The sequence below is a fragment of the Peribacillus sp. genome, assembly GCF_059453735.1.
Map to the genome: position 1 here is coordinate 1 of NZ_JAZVJO010000231.1, position 5,972 is coordinate 5,972.

A 5,972-nucleotide genomic window follows, 5' to 3' on the forward strand; every position below is an offset into this window, starting at 1 on the left:
CGATATGGCCGTCCTGTGGCAATCATCACCTCATGGCCGTTTTCTTTTAAATGCAGTAAGGTTTTTTTAGTGCGCTCTGATATGGCTTTCTCATCAGTAAGCAATGTTCCGTCTAAATCTAAAACAATTAAATGTTTTTCTGCCATTGTTTGTCTCCTTCAGTTCTTTTGTTTGTGTTGATGTCTTAATAGTAACGTATTGTCAGACAATGTTAAATCTTTTTCATTAGGTGGTATTCAGGTATAGTGATATTATTCAAATAAATGAAATGACTGGGGGAAATTCTTTGATTATCGTAGAAAAAGAACGTATTGCTGACATTCCCGTTTTACATGTGGCAAAACAAGATATTTGGAAGGAAGTATCTCCTTTAGTTATTTTTATCCACGGTTTTGGGAGTGCAAAAGAACATAATCTGCATTATGCCTATTTGTTGGCAGAAAAAGGGTTCCGGGTTATTCTGCCTGATGTTGCTTGGCATGGTGAACGTGAAGAAGGACTTAAAGAGTCACAGCTTCTAAACCACTTTTGGCCAATCGTTGTTCAAACGATAGATGAATTGGCAGTCATTAAGGATGAACTGCTGAAAAGGAAATTGATTGATCCAGCAGCAATAGGTGTTGCGGGAACATCCCTTGGAGGTATCGTGACAAATGGAGCACTCGCTGTCTACGATTGGATTCATGCAGCTGTAAGTCTTATGGGAAATCCAGCTTATTTAGATTATGCCAAGCTTCAGTTAGAAACGATACAAAAGCATAATCCTAACTTTACTATATCAGACGAAGAATCGGAAAGACAAATGGCCTTAATCAGCAAGTATGATTTAAGTTTACAGCCGGAAAAATTAGCCGGGAGACCGCTGTTATTTTGGCATGGAGCCAAAGATCCGATTGTTCCTTATACATTTGCATACAAATTTTACGAATCAATCAGGCCGGCATATGAGCAAAATAAGCTTGAGTTTATTTTAGATACCCGAGCCGAGCATAAAGTCAGCAGATACGGACTGATTCAAACAGCAGAATGGTTTGCCAAGCATTTAACACCAGTTGGGCAAAATACTTAATAAAATGGCTAATATCTGCTATGATAGAGATATCACAGCTCATAAAGGAGAGTCTTAATATGGATGCTGAATTAAAAGAGAGTATGATGGGTGCACTGGAACAAGTTATTGATCCAGAGCTTGGAATAGATATAGTAAATTTAGGTTTAGTCTACGATGTAGATTTAGATGAAGCAGGACAAGCAACGGTAACGATGACGCTGACAGCTATGGGATGTCCACTGGCAGCAACGATTGTTGATCAAGTTAAATTGTCGCTTGAGGATTTACCAGAAGTGAAAGAGACAGAAGTAAATATTGTGTGGAATCCAGGTTGGACAAAGGACCGCATGTCCCGCTATGCAAAGATTGCCTTAGGGATTCAGTAAAAATTATGGTACGATTGATTAGGCAGAAGGACAGGAGGCTGTTAAGGGCCTCTAGACCAGGTTTCTGCCTTTTTTTAGTTCTTATAAGGGAGTGAAAGTAATGGACAGCATGAAAATAAAGGATGCGTTGGACAGACCCCTTAGAGATTTACGAATATCTGTTATTGATCGCTGTAACTTTAGATGCCAATATTGTATGCCGGCGGAAATTTTTAATGAAAATTTTCATTTTCTCCCGCGCAATGAGCTTTTATCATATGAAGAAATAGAGAGAGTAGCAAAGATTTTTGCAAGTCTTGGAGTGGAAAAATTACGATTGACAGGCGGCGAACCTCTCTTACGTAAGGAATTGCCTGTTCTAATTGAAAAGTTATCGAAAATTGATGGTATAGATGATATCGGACTGACCACGAATGGTGTTTTCTTAAAGCGGTATGCGAAAGAACTAAAAGAAGCTGGGTTAGACCGTGTCAATATAAGTCTTGATAGTATCGATGATGAATTGTTTAAACAAATCAACGGCCGTAATATTGGGACAAAGAAAGTAATGGAAGGAATCACTGCAGCTAAAGAAGCAGGCCTTGGCATTAAAATTAATATGGTTGTAAAAAAGGGATTAAATGAATCACAAATCCTTCCAATGGCTAGATACTGCAAAGAAGAAGGTGTCCAGCTGCGTTATATTGAATTCATGGATGTCGGTAGTACGAATGGCTGGCAAATGGACAATGTAGTGACGAAAAAGGAAATTCTGCAGATGCTGGAAAGTGAATTTGAGTTAGAGGCAGTAGAAGAAGATTACTTTGGTGAAGTAGCTAAGCGTTATCGCTATATAGGGACTGATAATCAAGTTGGCTTTATTACCTCAGTTTCAGAATCTTTCTGCGGCAGCTGTACACGAGCACGACTGTCAGCAAACGGAAGTTTATTTACTTGTTTATTTAATGGTAATGGACATGATCTTAAAGAACTCCTGCGTTCAGACATGAATGATGAAGACTTACGTGACCACTTAATTGGTTGGTGGAATCACCGCAAAGACCGTTATTCGGATGAACGGATTGAAGGTAAAAATCAGAATCAGCAAAAAATTGAAATGTCCTACATCGGCGGTTAAGCAAATTATGCTTAACCGTTTTTTTGTGCAGAAAGATGCCCAGCGGGGTATTATTTTGCTGTAAATCATGCGCAGACGGGAATAAGGAACCTCTAGACGGGAATACGGGCATTCCAGACGGGATTAATGACATGAATGCATAAAAGAGAAGAAATACACCTCATATAGAGAATGTTTGCAGTCAACTGTCCTCCAATTTGCCATAAATAAAAAATCCGACTTTGTCCTTAGAGAACTAGCGAGGCATGAGTTAACTCCAGTAATATTCCTCTAATTATTCGAAGAAACTCAATTATCTAAAATATTATAAAAATACAATTGATTTTATTTTTATTCAGTCATATAATAATAGAAATAAAGAATAGGGAAATAAATTGGAGTTGATAGTTTGAAAGTTTCTGTCGTGGGCGCAACGGGTTACGGGGGTCTAGAGTTAATAAGACTCTTAAAAATGCATCCGAAGTTTACGATTACTTCTTTGCATACTTCTTCGAAATTCGGTGAACCGATTCATAATCAGTACGCACATTTACTACATGAAGAGTATCTTTTGAATAAAATTGACCCAGAAAAAATAGCTAAACAAGCTGATGTTGTTTTTCTTGCAACGCCGTCTGGGGCATCGTCAGAATTGGTTGCTTCATTTAAGAACCTTGATATAAAAGTTATTGATCTCTCTGGTGATCTGCGATTAAAGACACCCGGTGAATATGAAAAGTGGTATAAACGTACACCAGCACCTGCTGATCTCTTAAGTAAGGCTGTTTACGGACTTTCTGAATGGAATGCCGAACAAATCAAAGATGCAGAGATTCTGAGTAATCCTGGCTGTTATTCGACTGCGACATTACTTGGGTTAGCGCCGCTGTATAAGGAAGGGTTAGCAAGCGGAGAAGACGTAATCGTCGATGCAAAATCTGCCGTTTCAGGTGCTGGGAAATCACCCACAGATGCCACTCACTTCAGTACGATGAATGAGAATTTTAAAGTGTATAAGGTTCATAATCATCAGCATATTCCTGAAATTGAGCAACAGCTGGGAATTTGGTCCGAAAAAAGTAAGCCCATTTCATTCACTACTCATCTGGTTCCGATGACACGGGGAATTATGGTGACGATGTATGTGAAATTGCTACAGAAAATGACCACAGAACAATTACATAAATTATATATAGAAACATATCAGAATCATCCATTTGTACGGATACAGCCTATCGGCAGCTTCCCTGCAACGAAGCAGGTATACGGATCAAACTTTTGTGATATCGGTGTGGCCTATGATGAGCGGACGCAGAAAGTAACAATCATTTCAGTCATCGACAATCTGGTGAAGGGTGCTGCAGGGCAGGCCATTCAAAATGCAAATCTGATGATGGGGTACGAAGAAACGTCAGGATTAATGACACTTCCTCTTTATCCTTAACCAATAGGAGGTACCAAATGAAAACACTTGAACGGAACATAACGATACAGCTAGTGAAGCAAGGAAATATTCTTTCTCCAAAGGGATTTAAAGCAGCAGGTCTTCACGCAGGTCTCCGCTATTCGAAAAAAGATCTTGGCATGATTTTGTCGGATACGCCGGCATCCTGTGCAGCTGTTTATACGCAAAGCGTCGTTCAAGCTGCACCGCTGAATGTGACAAAAGAAAGCATTCAAACGGAAGGGAAAATTCAAGGAGTCATCGTTAATAGCGCCTGTGCCAATGCATGTACCGGTGAACAAGGTTTGAAGGATGCTTACGAAATGAGAAATTGTGCAGCCGCGAAATTTGGCTTGCCTGATCACTATATAGCGGTTGCATCGACGGGTGTCATTGGAGAGTTTATGAAGATGGATAAAATTAAACAAGGCATTGAATTGCTTGAGCCTACGGCTGACGGTGCAGATGATTTTGAACATGCGATCTTAACGACAGATACGGTAACGAAGCACTATGCCTGTCAAACAGAGGTAGACGGAAAGCTCATTACAATGGGCGGAGCAGCCAAAGGATCAGGAATGATTCATCCCAATATGGCTACGATGCTTGGTTTCATTACGACTGATGCTAATATCGAATCTGCTGACTTGCAAAAGGCGTTATCGGAAATTACTGATGAAACATTTAATCAAATTACGGTTGATGGAGATACCTCAACCAATGATATGGTCTTAGTCCTGGCAAACGGGCAGGCTGGAAATAGTCAGCTGACTGAGAGTCATCCGGATTGGCCGCAGTTTGTAGCCTTATTAAAACAAACGTCAGAGAATCTAGCAAAGGAAATTGCTAAGGACGGTGAAGGAGCAACTAAGCTTGTTGAAGTGAATGTAACGGGAACACAGACGAAACAGGAGGCACAAGTGCTTGCAAAAACGATCGTTGGCTCAAACTTAGTGAAAACGGCTGTTTACGGAGCGGATGCAAACTGGGGAAGAATTATTGCGTCAATGGGACGCAGCGGGGTAGATTTTAATCCAGGTGATACGACCATTGCTTTTGGTGAGATTACGGTTTTACAAAATGGAGTACCGGCTGCCTTCTCAGAAGCTGAGGCAAAATCCTATCTAGAAGAGCCAACGATCATCATCAATGTACGTTTAAAAGACGGGACGGCAGCAGGTACGGCATGGGGCTGCGATTTGACGTACGATTATGTAAAAATTAATGCAAGCTATCGGTCATAAGGAGTGAAACGGATGAAGGTATTGGTCATAAAATGCGGCGGCAGTATTATTGATGAATTAGCTGATTCATTCTTCGAGAGCATTCGTGATTTGCAGGATCATCAATTTAAAATCCTCTTTGTCCATGGCGGCGGGCCTGATATAAATGCCATGCTAAAGCAAATGGGTATTGAATCGGTATTCAAAAGTGGATTACGTAAAACAACGGATGAAGTATTAGAAGTGGTGGAGCTTATGCTTGCAGGAAAATCAAACCGCAGTCTAGTTCATAAACTGCAGCAGAATAAGATCAATGCCATTGGTCTCAATGGTTCGGATGGTAAGCTTCTGACAGGTGAGTTCGTTAATGAGCTTGTTCTAGGATCTGTTGGCGAGGTGGTAGAGGTCAATACAAAACTGTTGCTGCAATTGTTAGAGGCGAATATCTGTCCGGTTTTGACCCCTATGGCGATTTCAGCGTGCGGCAGGAAGCTGAATGTAAATGCTGATATGGCTGCAGGTGCCGTTGCTGAAGCCCTGCATGCAGATATGTGCTTATTTGTCACTGATGTTTCAGGTGTTATGAAAGAGAATAAGCTGCTGACTCAGTTAACAGCTGAAGATACACAAGAATTAATTAAAGAGGGATCGATTTACGGTGGAATGATTCCAAAAGTTAAAACAGCACTATCTGTGCTAAATACAGGGAGCAATGCAGTGATGATTGTCAGTGGTAAAGAGTGCTTTTTTCAAGATCAGCACTTTATCGGCA

7 protein-coding genes are annotated in these 5,972 nt (G+C 40.5%); 6 read left to right on the forward strand and 1 reads right to left on the reverse strand.

The annotated features are described in order from the left end of the window. Positions 1 to 146: HAD hydrolase family protein (locus AC52RT_RS07275; protein ID WP_495540131.1), on the reverse strand; the 146-nt coding region annotated here is incomplete at its 3' end. 140 nt (positions 147 to 286) lie between these two features. On the opposite strand from AC52RT_RS07275, the gene AC52RT_RS07280 reads away from it, so the two are divergent. From AC52RT_RS07280 to argB, 6 genes are all read left to right on the forward strand, one after another. After that, complete coding sequence (locus AC52RT_RS07280) at positions 287 to 1,069, forward strand: alpha/beta fold hydrolase (RefSeq protein ID WP_495540126.1); 783 nt, start codon at positions 287 to 289, stop codon at positions 1,067 to 1,069. A gap of 59 nt (positions 1,070 to 1,128) precedes the next feature. Next, the gene (locus tag AC52RT_RS07285) at positions 1,129 to 1,437 is read left to right on the forward strand and encodes a metal-sulfur cluster assembly factor (protein ID WP_495540127.1); all 309 of its coding nucleotides are present in this window, start codon (positions 1,129 to 1,131) and stop codon (positions 1,435 to 1,437) included. Positions 1,438 to 1,537: 100 nt separating this feature from the next. Beyond that, a complete protein-coding gene (moaA, locus tag AC52RT_RS07290; protein ID WP_340848741.1) occupies positions 1,538 to 2,554 on the forward strand; it encodes a GTP 3',8-cyclase MoaA in 1,017 nt (338 codons plus the stop codon). A gap of 388 nt (positions 2,555 to 2,942) precedes the next feature. Further along, positions 2,943 to 3,977 (forward strand): N-acetyl-gamma-glutamyl-phosphate reductase, encoded by a 1,035-nt coding sequence (argC, locus tag AC52RT_RS07295; RefSeq protein ID WP_495540128.1) that lies wholly within the window; start codon positions 2,943 to 2,945, stop codon positions 3,975 to 3,977. Between the two features lie 17 nt (positions 3,978 to 3,994). Beyond that, a complete protein-coding gene (argJ, locus tag AC52RT_RS07300; RefSeq protein WP_495540129.1) occupies positions 3,995 to 5,221 on the forward strand; it encodes a bifunctional ornithine acetyltransferase/N-acetylglutamate synthase in 1,227 nt (408 codons plus the stop codon). 12 nt (positions 5,222 to 5,233) lie between these two features. After that, on the forward strand, positions 5,234 to 5,972 hold a 739-nt coding region (gene argB / locus AC52RT_RS07305), incomplete at its 3' end, for an acetylglutamate kinase (protein WP_495540130.1).